This is a genomic window from Streptomyces asoensis, from assembly GCF_016860545.1.
In the GTDB taxonomy this organism is placed as follows: domain Bacteria; phylum Actinomycetota; class Actinomycetes; order Streptomycetales; family Streptomycetaceae; genus Streptomyces; species Streptomyces asoensis.
The window spans coordinates 1,376,290-1,393,280 of sequence record NZ_BNEB01000002.1; the positions used below are offsets into that span (position 1 = coordinate 1,376,290).

At 76.2% G+C, this 16,991-nt stretch carries 3 protein-coding genes; 2 read left to right on the forward strand and 1 reads right to left on the reverse strand.

The window, feature by feature from the left end:
- Positions 1-2: 2 nt before the first annotated feature.
- A complete protein-coding gene (locus Saso_RS09120; RefSeq protein ID WP_189922413.1) occupies positions 3-1,097 on the reverse strand; it encodes a baeRF3 domain-containing protein in 1,095 nt (364 codons plus the stop codon).
- A 256-nt stretch (positions 1,098-1,353) separates the two neighbouring features.
- Between Saso_RS09120 and Saso_RS09125 the strand changes: the two genes are divergently transcribed.
- Entirely contained in the window at positions 1,354-3,063 is a 1,710-nt protein-coding gene (locus tag Saso_RS09125; protein ID WP_189922411.1) for a fatty acyl-AMP ligase, read from the forward strand.
- A 141-nt stretch (positions 3,064-3,204) separates the two neighbouring features.
- Positions 3,205-16,974, forward strand: a complete 13,770-nt coding sequence (locus tag Saso_RS09130) for a type I polyketide synthase (protein WP_189922409.1) — start codon at positions 3,205-3,207, stop codon at positions 16,972-16,974.
- The last annotated feature ends 17 nt before the right edge of the window (positions 16,975-16,991 follow it).

The following is a 16,991-nucleotide window of genomic DNA, read 5'->3' on the forward strand; positions in this document are numbered from 1 at the left end:
TCTCAGTAGCGCAGCACCCCCGCCATGCCGTCCGCGTCGACCAGGGCACCGTCGGGCACGAAGCGCACCTGCGCGCCGGTCTCGAGGCACTGCTCGACGATCTCGTCCACGATGTCGTCGCGGGTGTCCGGGTCGCCGCTCGCCGCCGGGACCAGGTGGTCCCCGCCGTCGCGCACCGTCACGCGGTAGTTCTCCTCGACGGCCAGCAGCCGGACCCGGCCCTCGCGCGCGCTCTGCCAGAGCTCGTCGACCCCGGCCGCGAACGTCTTGTGCCCGCGGGCCGAGTCGAGCTCCCGGGCCACCGCGGCGGCGTCGCGGCGGGCCTCTGCGTCGAGCAGCGGACGCATCGCCTGCCACACGGCCTCGGGCGTGGCGTGCGAGAGCCCGCCGTGCGCCAGGTGGACGGCGTCCCGGGTGACTCCGCCGAGCTCGTCCAGGAGCGAGAGGGCCGCCTGCTCGCCGGTGACGTACAATGGGCGCGGTCGGCCGCGCAGCAGCGCGCCCAGGGCGGTGTCCGCGTCGCGCAGGAACCGGCGGGTGTCCTCGTCGCGGAAGGTGCTGGGCAGGTCGCCGGTCCGCTCCATGCGCTCGGCGTCGAAGTTCTGCCGGCGCCTGACCGCCGGGAAGCCGCCCGTGCGCTCCTCGGTGACGCGGTCGGCGCCGCCGTTCCACAGGGTGACGTGGTCGGCGGAGACCGACAGCACCCAGAACGACCGCTCGGCGGCCTGGGCGGAGACGAGGTTGCGGGTCAGGAAGGTGTCGGAGAGCACGACGCGCTCGGGAACGGCGCGGCCCAGGGACCACACCTGGTGCTCACCCGGCGCGGCGTAGATGACCAGGCCGTCCTCGCTGTGCGCGAGATCGACCTCCGCGAGGGCCCGGTCGAGCTGGTCGGCGACGTCGGCGCGCCGCTCCCGCGTGATGTCCGGGTCGCTCTCCAACTGCTTCTTGGCCTCGGCGACGACATTGCGCAACCGGACGCGGTCCTGGGCGTTCTCGGGTTCGCGCCGGTGCGTCGGCGTCAGCACGGACACCGCGGGATAGGGGCGCGGGCGGCGCAGTTCGGAGAGGATCGCGGGGCTGAGTGCGTTCTCCATATCAGCACCATAGGGCGGATCCACGGCCGGGGCATTCGGGGAACGAGGCCGTGGCGCACCCCTGTTGGACACGCAGGGTTTACATATGTTCGACACACTGTGCGCACGGGCTTGCTAGGGTGTTACTCGCCGGTAGCAAGCCGGGTGGGGGCGGCAGGCATGCCATGTGACGGGCCGTCACGCGTTCCCGCTCGGCGGTCGCCTCGCGAACTCCCGTTCCCGCGCCTCCACATCCAGACAGGTGAGACTCGTCAACATGGCTCGTTCCCTGGTCGATCTGCTGACCGCGCACGCCGCACACCAGCCCGGGCGGACCGCCTACCGCCACCTCGTCACGGGCGACTGCGACGGAGAGATCCGGGAGATCTCCTACGCCCGCCTGGCCACCCGCGTCCGGGCCGTCGCCGCCTGGCTCCAGGAGCGCGGACTCGCCGGCTCCCGCGCCCTGCTGCTCCACCCGCCCGGTCCCGGGTTCGTCACCGCCTACCTCGGCTGCCTGGCGGCCGGCGTGGTCGCCGTGCCCGCGGTGCCCCCGCAGGGCCGCTCCCGCAACCACCGCACGCTGACCCGGACCAGACGCCTGATCGCCGACTGCGACGCCCGGGTGATCCTCGGCGGCCAGGAGATGATCGCCGAACTCGGCGGCCTGGCCGAGCACCTCCCCGAGCTCGACGGGATCACCCGCGCCGTCACCGAGGAGATACCCGACGAGGCGGCCGCCTCCTGGCGCGAACCGGACCTGGACGCCGACTCGGTCGCCTTCCTCCAGTACACCTCCGGCTCCACCTCCGCGCCGCGCGGTGTCGTCGTCACCCACGGCAACCTGCTGGACAACCAGCGGGTCATCACCGCACGCATGGGCCACACCCAGGACGTCATCGACGCCCACGACGGCGAACTGTTCGTCAGCTGGCTGCCCGTCTACCACGACATGGGGCTCATCGGCCCGGTCCTGAACACCCTCTACCTGGGCGTCACCGCCACCCTCTTCTCGCCGCTGCACTTCCTCCAGCGGCCCGACCGCTGGCTCACCGCGATCAGCCGCTACCGTCCGCACACCAGTGGCGGCCCCAACTTCGCCTACGAACTCGCCCTCAAGCACGCGACTCCCGCGCTCCTGGACGGTCTGGACCTGAGTTCCTGGAAGGTCGCCTTCAACGGGGCCGAGCCGGTGCGCGCCGCCACCCTGCGCCGCTTCACCGAGACCTTCGCCCCCGCCGGGTTCCGCGGCGAGGCCCTGTACCCCTGTTACGGCCTGGCCGAGGCGACCCTCATGGTCACCGGCGGCACGGTGGGCGCACCCCCGGTCCTCCTCGAGCCGGGGACGGGCACGGCGGACACCGCCGCCGTCGGCTGCGGACGGCCCGGCGAGGGCGTCACCGTGGTCATCGCCGCCCCCGAGGGGACCGGAGAGCGGCCCGAGGGGGAGACCGGCGAGATCTGGGTGCAGGGCGCGAGCGTCGCCAAGGGGTACTGGCGCAACGCCCTCGCCACCCGCGAGTCCTTCCGCGCCACCCTCCCCGGCCACGAGGGGCGCTTCCTGCGCACCGGCGACCTGGGCTTCCTGCGCGACGGCGAACTCTTCGTCACCGGCCGGCTGAAGGACCTCATGGTCGTCGACGGACGCAACCACTACCCGCAGGATCTCGAACTCTGTGCCGAGGCCGCCCACCCCGCGCTGCGGCCCGGCTGTACCGCCGCGTTCTCCGTGGACGGCGGCACCGAGGGCGAACAGCCGGTGCTGGTAGCCGAGTTGGCGCCGGAGGCGATCGGTGAGGCGGAGAAGATCACCGACCTGATCCGGGCCGCGGTCGGTGACGCCCACGGCCTGTCCGTGCACGACGTCGTGCTGGTCCGCCCGGGCACCGTCCCCAAGACCTCCAGCGGCAAGATCCAGCGCCGGGCCTCCCGCGCGGCCTACCTCGACGGCGCCCTCGCCCCGGTCGGAGCCGCCGGCTCCCCCTGACCACGGCCGCCGGGCCTCCCGCCGCGGCGGGAGGCCACGCCACCGTCCCTTTCACCTCCGTACGCCGGACGACCGCGCGCCGACGCGTCCCGTGCCGTACGTCCCCGCCGCGCACCCCGTTCACGAGGACTCTCCTTCCCGATGCCTGCGAACGCGTCCCCTCACCGGAGCACCGACTTGTCCACGACGACCCCCGAAGCCGTACGCGCCTGGCTGGCCGAGGCCGTGGCGAAGGCGGCCGGCCTCGACCCGCGACACGTCGACCCGCACCGCCCGATCGCCGAGTTCGGCCTCGGATCACGGCAGTTGGTGAGCCTGGGCGGCGAGCTGGCCGAGTGGACCGGCCGCCCCGTCGAGGCCTCGCTCGTCTTCGACCACCCGACGATCGCCGCGCTCACGGACGCCCTGTTCGCGCACGCCCCGTCCGACGCGGGCCCGTCACCCGCCGCCGGACGGCCCTCCCCGCCGGACGCCTCCGGGCGCTCCGCCGGTGACACGGCCATCGTCTCCATGGCCTGCCGCTTCCCCGGCGGAGCCGGCGACCCCGAGGCGCTGTGGCGGCTCCTCGACACCGGCCAGGACGTCATCTCCGAGGTACCGCAAGGGCGTTGGGACACCCACGGCCTGCTCGACCCCGACCCCGGGGCGACCGGCAAGGCCTACAGCCTGCGCGGCGGCTTCCTCGACGGCATCGACCGCTTCGACGCCTCCTTCTTCGGGATCTCCCCGCGCGAGGCCGCCGCCATGGATCCGCAGCAGCGGCTCCTGCTCCAGACCGCCTGGGAGACCTTCGAGCGGGCCGGGATCGTCCCCGCCACGCTGAACGGCAGCAACACGGGTGTGTACGTCGGCCTCTACGACAGCGGATACCTGGCCGCCGCCTCCCTCGGGCAGCTCGACGGACACGTCGGGACCGGTTCGGCGCCCAGCGTCGCCTCCGGGCGCATCGCCTACACCCTCGGCCTCCAGGGCCCCGCGGTCACCGTCGACACCGCGTGCTCCTCGTCCCTGGTCGCCCTGCACCTGGCGGCCCGGGCGCTCGCGGCCGGTGAGTGCGACCTCGCCCTGGCGGGCGGCGCGACGCTGCTGGTCACCCCGCGCGGCCACGTGGAGTTCAGCAGGCTGCGGGGCCTGTCGCCCTCCGGGCGGTGCAGCCCGTTCTCCGCCGACGCGGACGGGGTGGTCTGGGCCGAGGGATGCGGCCTGGTGCTGCTGAAACGGCTCGACGACGCCCGCCGGGACGGCGACCGCGTCCTCGCGGTCGTCAAGGGCTCGGCCCTGAACCAGGACGGCCGCAGCCAGGGCCTCAGCGCTCCCAGCGGCCCCGCGCAGGAACGGGTGCTGCGGGCCGCGCTGGACGCCGCCGGGCTCCGTCCGCGGGACATCGACCACGTCGAGGCGCACGGCACCGGCACCCCGCTCGGCGACCCGATCGAGGGCAACGCGCTCGCCGCCGTCTTCGGCCAGGACCGGCCCGCCGGCCGTCCGCTGGGGGTCGGCTCCCTCAAGTCGAACATCGGGCACAGCCAGGCGGCGGCGGGTGTCGCCGGGGTCATCAAGACGGTCCTGGCCCTCGCCCACGAGCGGGTCCCGGCCTCCCTGCACGCGCACCCGCCGACCCGCCACATCGCCTGGGACGGCGCCGGTCTGCGCGTGCAGGACACGGCCGAGGCCTGGCCGCGCCGCGCCGACCGGGTACGGCGAGCGGGCGTCAGCGCGTTCGGCATCAGCGGCACCAACGCCCACGTGATCCTGGAGGAGCCACCCCAGGACACCCTCCTGCCCGACGACGGCCCGCCCGCGGCCGAGGGACCGGACGGGGTGCCGCCCGGCCGCGACGGGTCGCGGCCGCTGTACTTCCCCCTCTCGGCCTGTGACCTGACCGCCCTGCGGGGGCAGGCCGCGCGGCTCGCGCGGGCCGTCGGGGACCACCCCCACTGGCCGCCGGCCGCCGTCGCGGCGACCCTCGCGCACCACCGCACCCACTTCGGGCACCGGGCCGTCGTCCGGGCCGCGGACCGCGCGGAACTCCTCGCCGCACTGGGCGAACTGGCCGACGGCCGGTCCGACCCCGAGCGCACCGCCGGGCCCGCGCAGGCCCTGCCGGGCGGGAAGGTGGCCTTCGTCTTCCCCGGTCAGGGCGCCCAGTGGACCGGCATGGCCCGCGACCTGCTGGCCCACGATCCGGTGTTCGCCGACGAAATCGACCGCTGCGACGGCGCGTTGCGCCCCTTCACCGAGTGGTCGGTCGCGGCCGTGCTGCGCGGCGACCCGGGCAGCCCGTCCCCGGACCGGGTGGACGTCGTCCAACCCGTCCTGTTCGCCGTGATGGTCTCCCTGGCGGCCGTGTGGCGGGCGAGGGGGGTCCGCCCCGACGCGGTCGTCGGGCACAGCCAGGGCGAGGTCGCCGCGGCCTGCGTCGCCGGAGCCCTCAGCCTCAGCGACGCCGCCGCCGTGGTCGCGCTGCGCGCGCGGGCACTGACCGCGCTGTCCGGCACGGGCGGCATGGCCGTCGTCGGCCTGCCCCGCACCGAGGTCGAGGAGCGCCTCGCGGGCCTCGGCGCAGGGGTCTGCGTGGCCGCCGTCAACAGCGGCCGCTCCACGGTCGTGGCGGGTGAGCCGGGGCCGCTGCTCGGCCTGATCGAGGACCTCGAACGGGAGCAGGTGTTCGTCCGCCGCCTCGACGTCGACTACGCCTCCCACAGCGCCGGCGTGGAACCGGTCCGCGACCTGATCCTCGACGAACTCGACGGCGTGACCGCCTGCCCGGCCTCCGTCGCCTGGTACTCCACCGTCACCGGTGAGCCCGTCACCGAGGAACTGGAGGCCGGCTACTGGTACACCAACCTGCGCGAGCCCGTCCGCTTCGCGGCCACCGTCGAACGCCTGGTCGCCGACGGCCACCGCTTCTTCGTCGAACTCGGCCCTCACCCCTCCCTGTCCACCGCCCTGCGCACCGTCGACGAGGACCTGGTCGTCGTCGCCTCCCTGCGCCGCGACGCGGACGGTCCCGCCTGCCTCGACCGCGCCGCCGCCGAACTCCACGTCCACGGCGGCCCGGTCGACCGGCGCCGCCCGGCCCCCGGCACGGCCCCGCTGCCGCTGCCCACGTACGCCTGGGACACCCGGCGCTACTGGACCGAGCCCGAGACGGCGAGCGCCGGCCCGGGACTCCTCGACCGCGCGGCCCACCCGCTGCTCGGGATCCAGCTCCGGTCCGCCGACGCGTCCCGCTGGACCTTCCGGGGCGAGTGGTCCCCGGCGACCGCCGGCTGGCTGCCCGACCACACCGTGTTCGGCCGGACCGTCGTCTCGGGCACCACCCTGCTCGAACTGTGCCGCGCGGCCCTCGGCACGGCGCGGCCCGACGAGCCCGGCGACCTCACCGGGCTGCTCCTCCTGGCCCCGCTCACACTGCCCGCCACCGGCACGGCCGAGGTCTCCGTCGAGGTCGTCGTGGAGGGTCCCGGCGCGGAGATCACCGTGCACAGCCGACCGCGCGGCCAGGAGGCCGCGGGCTGGACCCTGCTCGCCACCGCCTCGGCCGCCCCCGCCGTCCCGGCGCCCGCGGACCGGCCCCCGGCGTGGCCCGAGGACGGCACCCCGGCCTGGACGCCGGAGACCTACGAGCGGCTGGCCGGCGCCGGCCTCGGATACGGGCCCGCCTTCCGGGGCGTGCGCGAGGCCGTGCGCACCGGTGACGGCGAGCTGATCGCCCGGCTCTCCCTGCCCGGAGCGGCCCGGGACTCCGCCGACCCCTACCCGGTCCACCCGGCCCTGCTGGACGCCGCGCTGCACACGGCCGCGGCGTTCGGCGCCGCCGACGGCCGGGTGCACCTGCCGGTCGCGGTGGGCCGCTGCGTGCTGCCGCCCGGCGGCGCCGGCGAACTCGTCGCCGCCGTCCGCCGCACCGGGACCACGGCCACCGACCTCACCCTCGACGTCACCCTGTGGGACACCGACGGCTTCCCGGCGGGCCGGCTGGAGGACGTGCGGCTGCGCGCCGTGACCCCCGCGGACCTCACCGGCGGCCCGGCGAACGCCGGGCACCTGTACGAGGTGGCGTGGACGGCCGTCGACCCGGTGGCGGCCGCTCCCGGCGCGTGGACGCTCGTCGGCGCCCCGCGGGCGCTGCCCGGGTTGCGGGCGGCCGGGATCCGGGTGGGCGACCGCGGCGCCGACGTCGCCGTACGGTTCTGGCCGGGCACCGGCGCGGGCGCGGAGCCCGGCGCGGCGGCGCGGGAGGGCGCCGCGGAGGCGTTCGCCGAGCTGCGGGAGCTCATCGCGCTCCCGCCCGGCCGGGCACCGGCGCGGACCGTGTGGGTGACCCGCGGGGCGATCGCCGCCGGTGCGGGGGACGCCGTACCGGACCTCGCCCGGTCGGTGCTCTGGGGCCTGGCCCGCACCGCCCGCTCCGAGCATCCCGGTCTCGGCCTGAGCCTGCTGGACATCGAGGGGTCCGAGGGCGTGGAGGAGGCGCTGATCGCCGCCGCGCAGTCCGACGAGCCCGAACTGGCCCACCGCGGGGGCGCGCTGCTGGCACCCCGGCTGGTCCGGGCCCGCCCGGCGGACGGCGGCGCCGTGCCGGCCGACGGCACCGTCCTGATCACCGGCGGGCTGGGCGCGGTCGGCCTGCACATCGCCCGGCTGCTGGCCGAACAGGGCGTGCCCCGACTGGTGCTGACGTCCCGTCGGGGCGCCGCCGACCCGCGCGCCGCCTCGGCCGTCGCCGAACTGGCCGCACTCGGCGCCGAGGCCGAGACGGCGGCGTGCGACGTCACGGACGCGGACGCCCTGGCGGACGTCGTCGCGAGCGCGGGCGAAAGGTTGCCCCTGCGCGGGGTCGTGCACTGCGCCGGGGTCCTCGACGACGGGGTGCTCGCCGAACTGACCCCCGAGCGCCTCGCCCGGGTCCTCGGCCCCAAGGCCGAGGGCGCCGCCCACCTGCACCGGCTCACCGCCGGTCTGCCACTGGAGATGTTCCTGCTGGTCTCCTCGGCCGCGGGCGTCCTCGGCAACGCGGGCCAGGCCAACTACGCGGCCGCCAACGTCTTCCTCGACCAGCTCGCCCACCACCGGCGCGCCCGCGGCCTGCCCGGCGTCTCGGTCTCCTTCGGCGCCTGGGCGGGCGAGGGCCTCGCCGCCGGACACGCCGACCTGGCACGCATGGCCCGCCTCGGACACCGTGCCCTGACCGCCGAGCAGGGCCGCGACCTGGTCGCACTCGCCGTCCGCCGCGACACGCCCCACCTGGTCGCCTGGGCCCTGGACCTGCCGAGGCTGCGGGAGTCCGTCGCCGGGGACGCCCTGTGGCGCGATCTGCTGCCCGCGCCGCGGGCCGCCACCGCGGCGGGGGAGGGGCTCGCCGGACGGCTGGCCGCGCTGCCCGAGGACGAACGGGCCGCACGGCTGCTCGCCCTGGTCCGCGAGGAGGCCGCGCGCGCCCTCGGTCTGCGCTCGGCCGAGGCCGTCCGCCCCGACCTGCCGCTGCGCGAACTCGGCATGGACTCCGTCACGGCGGTCGAACTGCGCAACCGCATCAGCGGCCGCCTGTCCACCCGGCTCCCCGCCACCCTCCTGTTCGACCACCCCACCCCGACCCGGCTCACCACCCACCTCCTCGCCACCCTGCCCGGCGCGGCGCCCCGGCCGACCGCGGCGACGGCCCCGGCCGACGACACGGCGGGCAGAGCCCACGACGAGCCCGTCGCGATCGTGGCCATGGCCTGCCGCCTCCCCGGCGGCGTGCACGACCCCGACGCGCTGTGGCGCCTGGTCGCCGAGGGCCGGGACGCCGTCGGCCCCTTCCCGGCCGGACGGTGGGACGTCGAGTCCCTCTACGACCCCGACCCGGACGCCCCCGGCAAGACGTACGCCCGCGAGGGCGGCTTCCTCGACGACATCGAGTCCTTCGACGCCGGCTTCTTCGGCATCACCCCGAAGGAGGCCGCCGCCATGGACCCGCAGCAGCGGCTGCTCCTGGAGACCGCGTGGGAGGCCCTGGAGCGCGCGGGCATCGTGCCCGCCGCCCTCGCCGGCAGCACCACCGGCGTCTACGTCGGCATGTTCGGCAGCGACTACCTGTCGGGCTCACGCCTCGACCAGCTCGACGGGTACGTCGGCACCGGCTCCGCGCTCAGCGTCGCCTCCGGCCGGCTCGCCTACGCCCTCGGTCTGCACGGACCCGCGCTCACCGTCGACACGGCCTGCTCGTCCTCCCTGGTCGCCACCCATCTCGCCGCCCAGGCGCTCAGGGCGGGGGAGTGCGACCTCGCGCTCGCCGGCGGTGTCACCCTGATGGTCACCCCGCAGACCTTCGTGGAGTTCAGCCGCCTGCGCGGGCTCTCCGCCACCGGCCGGTGCCGCTCCTTCTCCGACGGCGCCGACGGCGCCGTCTGGGCCGAGGGCGCCGGCCTGCTCGTCCTGAAGCGGCTCGGCGACGCCCGGCGCGACGGCGACGAGGTGCTCGCCGTGCTGCGCGGCACCGCCGTCAACCAGGACGGCCGCAGCCAGGGACTGTCCGCCCCCAACGGGCCCGCGCAGGAGTTGGTGCTGCGCCGCGCCCTGGAGCTGTCCGCGCTCACGCCCGACGACATCGACCTCATCGAGGCGCACGGCACCGGCACCACCCTCGGCGACCCCATCGAGGCCAACGCCCTCGCCGCGGTCTTCGGCCCCGCACGGCCACAGGACCGGCCGCTGTACCTGGGCTCCCTCAAGTCCAACATCGGCCACACGCAGGCCGCTTCGGGAGTCGCCGCGCTGATCAAGACGGTGCAGTCGCTGCGCCACCGGACCCTGCCCGCCACCCTGCACGCCGGCACGCCGAGCAGGCACGTCGACTGGGACGGCAGCGGGCTGCGGCTGCTCCGGGAGGCGCGGCCCTGGACCGTGGCCGACGGACGGGTGCGGCGCGCGGGGGTCAGCGCCTTCGGCATCAGCGGCACCAACGCGCACGTCGTCGTCGAGGAAGCCCCCGCACCGGAGCTCCCGGCCCCGACCGCGGAGACCGGCACCGGCCCCGCGGAGCGGCTGTTCGTGCTCTCCGGACGCGGCGAGGCCGCCCTGCGCGGGCAGGCCGCGCGGCTCGCCGCGTACGTCACCGCGGACACGGACCTGCCGGACCTCGCCCACACGCTGGCCCGGCACCGCAGCCACTTCGAGCGGCGCGCCGCCGTCGTCGCGGACACTCCCGGCGAACTGCGCTCCGCACTCAAGGCGTTGGCGTCGGGCCGGACACCGCTGTCCGGAGCCCGTGAGGAACGCACCGGCAAGGTCGCCTTCGTCTTCGCCGGCCACGGCGGCCAGTGGCCGGGCATGGGCCTGGACACGATGGACCGGTCGCCGGCCTTCCGCGCCGAGCTGACCCGCGTCGACGAGGCGATCCGGCGGCACGTCGGCTGGTCCGTGCTCGACGTGCTGCGCGCACCGGAGGAGTTCTCGCCGCTGGCGCGCACCGAGTACCTCCAGCCCGCGCTGTTCGCCGTCAACGCCTCCCTGGCCGCCGCCTGGCGGGCCCTCGGGGTGCACCCGGACGCCGTCGTCGGCCACAGCCTCGGGGAGATCGCCGCCGCCTACAGCGCGGGCGCCCTCACCCTCGACGACGCCGTGACCGTGGTGACCGCGCGCGCCCGCGCGGTCGTCCCCCTGGTCGGACACGGCGGGATGATCGCCGTCGGACTCCCGCACGACGACGTCGCGGAACTGCTCGCACCCTACGCGGGCCAACTGTTCGTCGGCGCCGTCAACAGCGCCCGCTCCACCGCGGTCACCGGCGCCGCCGGCGCCCTCGCCGACCTGCGCGCACTGCTCACCGGGCGCGAGGTCACCGTGCGGACGCTGTCCACGCCGTTCGCCTCGCACAGCCCGCTCATGGAACCCCTGCGCGCGGACCTGCTCGACCGCTTCCGGACCGTCCGGGGCACCCGGACGGACACCCCGCTGTACTCGGCCGTCCTGGCCGAACCCGTGCCCGGGGACCGGCTGGACGCCGCGTACTGGTACGCCAACCTCCGCGAGCCGGTCCGCTTCGCGGACACCGTCGCCCGCATGCTGGACGACGGGTACCGCTTCTTCGTCGAGCTCAGCCCGCATCCCTCGCTCACCCCCGCGATCGAGGCCGTGGCCGCCGAAACCGGCGTCGACGCCGTGGGCATCGGCTCGCTGCGCCGCGGACAGGGCGGCCACGACGCCCTGCTGCGCCAGGTCGGCGCGCTGTACACGGCCGGACACGAACCGGACTGGGCCACGCTGTTCCCGCGCGGCCGCCGACTCGACGCGCCCACCTACGCCTTCACCCGCGAACGGCACTGGCTCACCCCGGCGCCCGCGGCCGCACCCGGCGCCTCCCCGCTGCTCGGCACCCGCGTCCAGGCCAGCGACGAACCCGGCCGGGACCTCTTCCAGAGCGAGATCGACCTGCGCGACAACCGCTTCACCTACCTCACCGACCACCGCGTCACCGGCGAGGTCTGGCTGCCCGGCGCCGCCTTCCTCGGCATGGCCCTGGAGGCCGCCGCCGCCACGTCGCCGGACGGCGCCGAAGTGAGCCTCGCGGACGTGCGGTTCCTCAGGCCCCTGCGCCTCACCGAGGACGCCCCCGTACGGCTCCAGCTCGTGCTGCGGCCCGCCGCCGACGGCACCAGGGTGTTCACCATCGCCTCGGCGGCCGCCGCCGGCGGCGACTGGGAGCGGCACGCCGAAGGCCGCGTCACGACCGGCGCACCTCCCGTCGGGGCCACCCTGGACGAGATCCGCCGGCGCTGCGAGGAGGACGTCGAACTCGACGCCGTCTACGCCCGGTTGAACGCCCTGGGCATCGACTACGGGCCCGCCTTCCGCAACCTGGAGTCGGGCCGCCGCACCGGCAGCGCCGCGATCGGCCGGCTGACCGACCGGCCCGCCGCCGGACACCTCCTGCACCCCGCCGTCCTGGACGCGGCCCTGCACGCCGCCGCCCTGCCGGGCGACGCCCCCGAGGGACGGGCGTTCGTGCCCGCCGGGTTCGGCCGGGTCCGCCGCACCGGCCGCCGCTCCGCACCCGCCTGGGTGACGTGCGTCCTGCGCGCGGTGGACGGGGACACCGCCGTCCTCGACCTGCACCTGTGGGACGAGGACGAACAACTCCTCCTGGAAATCCAGGAGTTCCGTCTCGCCGCCCTCTCACCGCTGGACGGCGCCCTCTTCGAGACCCGCTGGCGGCCCCGCCCCGACGCGCAGGAACCGCCCGTCGACGGCGGCTGGCTGATCCTCTCCGACACGACCGGCACCGGCAGCGATCTCGCCGCCCGCCTCGGCCCGTCCGCCGAGCCGCTCGTGATCGCCCGCCCCGGCACGGAGTTCGCCCAGGAGGGACCGGGCCGGTACGTGCTCGACCCCGCCGACCCGGAGCAGCTGCGCCGCCTGCTCGACGAGGCCTGCCCCGGCACCCTGCCCGCCCGGATCGTGCAGCTCACCGCACTCGACGCACCCGCCGTCGTGGACACGGAGACCGCCGGCGAAGCGGCCCGGCTGTGCTGCCTGAGCACCCTGCACCTCGCGCGCGCCCTCGCCGGACGCGCACCCGGCCGCTCTCCCCGGCTGTTCACCGTCGTCCGGGGCACCCAGGCCGCCGGCGACAGCGAGCAGGTCGTCCACCCGCAGCAGGCGCTCGCCTGGGGCTTCGGCCTCGCGCTCGCCCAGGAGCACCCCGAGCTCTCCGTCACCCTGGTGGACCTTCCCGCCGAGGGCGGCGCCGACGCGCTCCGGACCCAGCTCCTGCACGCCGACGACGAACGCCTCGTCGCCCTGCGCGCGTCGGGCCGCCTCGTCCCCCGGCTCGCCCGCACCCGCCCCGACGACACGGGCGACCTCGCGCCCGACGGCGTCCACCTGATCACCGGCGGCCTGGGCGGACTCGGCCGCGTCGTCGCCGAACGGCTGGTCCGCCGCGGGGTCCGCCGCCTCGCCCTGCTGGGCCGCGGCACCCCCGACCCCGACACGGCCCGCTGGATCCAGGAACTCCGGGAGCGCGGGGTCGCCGTGCACCTCGCGCGCGCCGACGTCGCCGACCGCGACGCCCTCTCGGCCGCCCTGGACGCCGTACGACGGGAGGCCGGGCCGCTCACGGGAATCGTCCACGCGGCCGGAGTCCTCGACGACGCGACCCTGGCGAACCTGACCGAGGACCGCGTCCTGCGGGTCCTCGCCCCCAAGGTGCTCGGCACCGCCCTGCTCACCGAACTGGCCCCGGAAGCACGCAGCCTGGTCCTCTTCGCCTCCGCCGCCGGACTGTTCGGCTCGGCCGGGCAGAGCCCCTACTCGGCGGCCAACGCCTTCCTCGACGCCTGGGCCCACCACCTCTCCCGCACCGGCCGGCGGGCGCTGAGCCTGGACTGGGGCGCCTGGTCCGGCGTCGGCATGGTCGCCGGGTCCGGCACCCGGGCCGCGCAGACCGGCCGCTCCGGCCTCCTCGCCTTCTCCCCGCAGGAGGGCGGAGAGCTCTTCGACCGCGTCCTTTGCTCCGCGCGCCGCCAACTGGCCCCCCTCGCCCTGGACCGCGAGCTGCTCGCCCTCGCCCCGGACCTCGCCCGCACCCGGCCGATCCTCGCCGGACTCGTCGGCGCCCCCACGGGCCCGGGCGACACGGACGGCCTCGTGCGGAAGGTCTTCGCGGCGGCCACCGCCGAGGACCGCGCCGTCTGGCTCGACGCCTATGTCCGCGCCCGGGTCGGCGAGGTGGCCGGCGGCGCCGTGGACGGCGGTGCGAACGCCGCGCTGAAGGAACTCGGCCTGGACTCCCTCATGCTGGTGCGCCTGCGCAACGCCTTCACGCGCGAGCTCGGCGTCGAACTGCCCACCGCCGAGATGTTCGCCGCCGCCGACATCCGCGGCCTGGTCGCCACCCTGGCCGGTGCCCTGCCGGAACGGCCGGTCCCGGCACCGGCGGCCACCCCGGCGCGGGAGGTGCCGGCGACCGAGGTGCTCCCCGTCACCCGGGACGTCGTCCGCCTGCTGCGCAGCGCCGCCCCCGGCATGCCGCAGGCGGCCCACGCCGTAGGCCTCGCCGTACGCCTCACCACACCCACCACCCGCGAGACCCTGACCGGCATCGTCGCCCGGCTCACGGCGCGGCACGCGGCCCTGCGCACCGCGGTCGTCACGGACGCCGGCGGACGACGGCTGAGCGTCGTCCGGGAACCGGCGGAGCCGCTGCTCCGGTGGACCGCCGTGGACGGCGAGCCGGACGCGGCCGCCCGGCTGCGGACCCTGCTGGAACCGCCGTTCGACCTGGCGGCCGCACCCCTGTGGCGGTTCCTGCTGCTCGACGGCGCAGCCCACGGTCAGGTCCTGGTCTTCGGAGCGCATCACGCCGTCAGCGACCTCCAGTCGCTGCTGCTCGTCGCCACGGAGATCGACACCGAGCTGTCCGGCACCCCGCTCGGCTCCGACGTCACCAACCGGGACCTCCACCTGCTGATCCAGGCCCAGCAGACCGTCGGCGCCGGGCCCGCGAGCGGCGAGGAAGGGGAGCCGGCGGCGGACGGCACGGCCTCGGCCGAGTGGCGCGCCGCCTTCGACGGCAGCGAACGCCTCGACCTCACCCTCTCCGGTCCACGCCCCGCCGAGCGGTCCTACCGGGCCGGCAGCGTCACCGTGCCGCTCCCCGAGGGGCTCACGGACCGGGTGGCGGCGGCCGCGAGCGCCCTCGCCGTCACCCCCGCCGCGTTCTGCCTCGGCACCCTGACCGTCCTGCTGGCCCGCGCACGCGAGAAGGAACGGTTCGTGCTCGCCGTGCCGGTGGACACCCGCCTGCACGCCGACGCCTTCGACGCGGTGGGCTTCTTCGGCGTACCCGTCCCCTTCCCGGCCGAGGCGCGCCCCGCCGAGCCCGTCGCGGACGTGCTGCGCCGCACCGACGCCCGACTGCGGCGGCTCCTGACCCCGGGCGCCATGTTCTCCGACGTCCTCGGCACGCTGGCCCGCCAGAACCTGCACCGGCCCGACGCCCCGCTGGTCGAGGTGTACTACAACCACGTCCGGCACGGCGGCCGCCTGGACCGTCTCGACGTCCTGCCCGCCGGGACGGGCCACACCGACCTGGACCTCATGATCACGATGCTGCCCGACGCGGGCCGCGTCCGGCTCGACCACAACCTCGACATCCTGGACACGGCGGACACGACCGCGCTGGCCGACGCGTTCCTGCGGCTGCTGGAGGAGACCGTGCGCGACACCACGGCCGCGGTACGCCCGCCCGCTTCGCCCGCCGCGTCCCGGGCCGCGGCGCCCCGGACGGAACCGGCCGCCGGGGAGCACACCGCCCCGCCGGCCGCCGCCGCTCCCGGCCGCACCCTCGTCCTCGCCGCGACCTTCGCGCTCGGCAACCTCCCGCCGATGTGCCGCGCGGCCCTCGGGGACGACGCCCCCACGGTCGTCGAGGCGCCCTACCACCAGGTGCTCTCCGCCCTTCGCGACCCCTCCGGCGTCTTCGCCGACCCCGCCACCACGGTCGGCGTGGTGCTGCTGCGGGCGACGGACCTGGACCGGTTCGGCCCGGTGGACGACACCCTCCTCGCCGAACTGCGCGAGGCGTACCCGGCCGCGCTGCGGGCCGCCGCCGAACGCACCCGCCGGCCGCTGATCGTCGGCTTCCTGCCCTCCGGCGCCGCGTCCCCGCACGACGACGGACGCCTCGCGAGGTGGGAACGCGAAGTCGCCGACGAGCTGACCGGGCTGCCCGGTGTCGCGGTCCTCGACACGGACCACTGGACGCTCCGCCACCCCGTCGAGGAACGCTTCGACGAACGCACCGAACGGCTCGCCCATCTCCCCTTCACCCCGCGGTTCCAGGCGGCGGTGGCGCTGTCCCTCGCCGAGACCGTACGGGCCGTGCTGCGGCCCGCGCCCAAGGTGATCGCGGTCGACGGCGACGAGACCCTGTGGGGCGGGGTGGCCGGGGAGAGCGGCCCCGACGCCGTGGACCTGTCCGGACCGCGGGCCCTGCTCGCGCGCAGACTCCTGCGGTGGCGCGAGGCCGGCACGCTGCTGGCCCTGATCAGCAACAACGACGAGGAGACCGTCCGGGCCGTGCTCGACCGGCCCGAAAGCCTCCTGAAACCCGAGCACTTCAGCGTCCTGTCCGCCGGCTGGGGGCCGAAGCCCGCCCGGCTGGGGGAGGCCGCCCGCACCCTCGGTCTCGGCGTCGACAGCTTCCTCTTCCTCGACGACAACCCCGCCGAGATCGCCAGGATGCGGGCGGAGCTGCCCCGGGTCCTGGCGGTGACCTGCCCGCCGCAGGCCGGACTGGCCGCGTTCCTGGACCGGTTGTGGCCGCTGGTGCCCGCCGCCGCGACCGCCGAGGACGCGTCGCGGGCCCGGTTCTACGACCAGGAACGGGAGCGGGACGCCGTCCGGGAACAGGCCGGGTTCGAGGAGTTCCTCGACCGGCTGGAACTGGAGGTCGACATCCGCCCCCTCGGCGACGAGGACGTCGAGCGGGCCGAACAACTGGTGCGCCGCACCAACCAGTTCACCCTGCGGGCCCGTTCGTCCGACGGCGCGGACCTCGCCCGGTGGCGCGGGCGGGGCGAGGTGTGGACCGCGTCGGCCCGCGACCGCTTCGGCGACTACGGCCAGATCGGTCTGCTCGCCGTGCGCGTCGAGGGCGACCGGCTCGACGTACTGGCCTGGCTGATGAGCTGCCGGGCGCTGGGCCGGGGCGTCGAGGAACGGCTCCTGGGGTGGCTCGCCGACCGCGCCGACACACTCGGCTGCTCGAAGATCGGCCTCACGGCCCGGCGCACCCCGCGCAACGCGCCGGCCCGCCGGATCGTCGCCGCGCTCGGTGGAGGCGAGCCCGACGACGAGCTCCTGGAGACCGTGGCCACGCCGGAACACCTGCGGGCGTTCCGCTCCTGGCAGCAGCAGTGACGAAAGGACCGTGCACA

What these genes read in the sequence shown, in the direction of transcription:
- Saso_RS09120 (WP_189922413.1), bottom strand. Translation starts at nt 1,097, where the DNA reads ATGGAGAACGCACTCAGCCCCGCGATCCTCTCCGAACTGCGCCGCCCG.
- Saso_RS09125 (WP_189922411.1), top strand. Translation starts at nt 1,354, where the DNA reads ATGGCTCGTTCCCTGGTCGATCTGCTGACCGCGCACGCCGCACACCAG.
- Saso_RS09130 (WP_189922409.1), top strand. Translation starts at nt 3,205, where the DNA reads ATGCCTGCGAACGCGTCCCCTCACCGGAGCACCGACTTGTCCACGACG.